We start from the raw sequence: 1,024 nt of genomic DNA, 5'->3' as shown, positions 1-1,024 counted from the left end.
GCCGGTCGCCATCATCACCCGCCCCAACGCCGACCTGAAGCCGGAAGAGTCCAAGAGCTACTCGGTGGGCCTGGTGCTGCAGCCGACCTCCAGCACCTCGATGACGGTCGACGCGTGGCAGATCAAGCGCACCAACGAAATCGCCCAGGGCAGTACGGCCGAAGCGATTGCCGCGGGCAATGTGCTGCGTGACAACAACCTGCTCAATGGCGTTCCGGGCACCGGCAGCATCCTGGCGGTCAATACGCAGTACATCAATGCGGCATCCACCCGCGTGCGCGGCATCGATACCGACATCCGCCAGACCTTCGACATCGGTCCGGGCCAGCTGGAAATGGACCTGCAGTGGAGCCACGTGCTCAAGTTCGAGCGCACCGATGCCGACGTGACCGTCGACTATGCCGGTACCCACGGCAACTGCGACGTCACCAACTGCATCGGCACCCCGAAGGACCGCATCAACTTCGGTACCACCTGGAAGCAGGGCCCGTGGAGCGTCAGCGGCGTGGCCAACTACATCTCCAAGATGGAGAACACCGACTTCCGCGGTCCGGACGGCTCGTATCAGTTCGCCTATGCCGACGGCACGGACGTCACCAAGATTTCCTCGTTCACCACCTTCGACCTGTCCGGTCGCTGGAACATCACCGAGGCCTTCGAACTGAATGCATCGGTGCAGAACCTGTTCGACCGCATCGCTCCGCTGGATCCGACCACCTACGGTGGCGTGAACTACAACCCGCTGCACTTCAGCGGTGCGATCGGCCGTTACTTCACCGTCGGTGCCAAGTACACCTTCGAATGAGGTAGCCGCACTTGGGGAACAAGGAGCCCGGGCAGTGCCCGGGCTTTTTGTTGCTCGGCCACGCGAGTTGCGCACATCGCAGGCAAAAAAAAGCCCCGCATCGCTGCGAGGCTTTTTTCAAATCTTGGCGCCCGAAGTTGGAATCGAACCAACGACCCCCTGATTAACAGTCAAGTGCTCTAACCGGCTGAGCTATTCGGGCGGGGTGCGCATTGTAGC

At 61.5% G+C, this 1,024-nt stretch carries 1 protein-coding gene and 1 tRNA gene; one reads left to right on the top strand and one right to left on the bottom strand.

Annotated features, from left to right (window positions below):
- Positions 1–805, top strand: an 805-nt coding sequence (locus tag AAE045_RS23220) for a TonB-dependent receptor domain-containing protein (protein ID WP_455549683.1), incomplete at its 5' end; no start/stop codon positions are given.
- A gap of 125 nt (positions 806–930) precedes the next feature.
- Here AAE045_RS23220 and AAE045_RS23215 read toward each other — a convergent pair.
- Positions 931–1,007 (bottom strand) — tRNA-Asn (locus AAE045_RS23215).
- Positions 1,008–1,024: the final 17 nt, after the last annotated feature.

The sequence above is a fragment of the Dryocola clanedunensis genome, from assembly GCF_038405435.1.
Classification (GTDB): Bacteria; Pseudomonadota; Gammaproteobacteria; order Enterobacterales; family Enterobacteriaceae; genus Dryocola; species Dryocola clanedunensis_A.
Note: the sequence above shows the minus strand (reverse complement) of the source record. Positions and strands in the feature narration are given on the sequence as shown.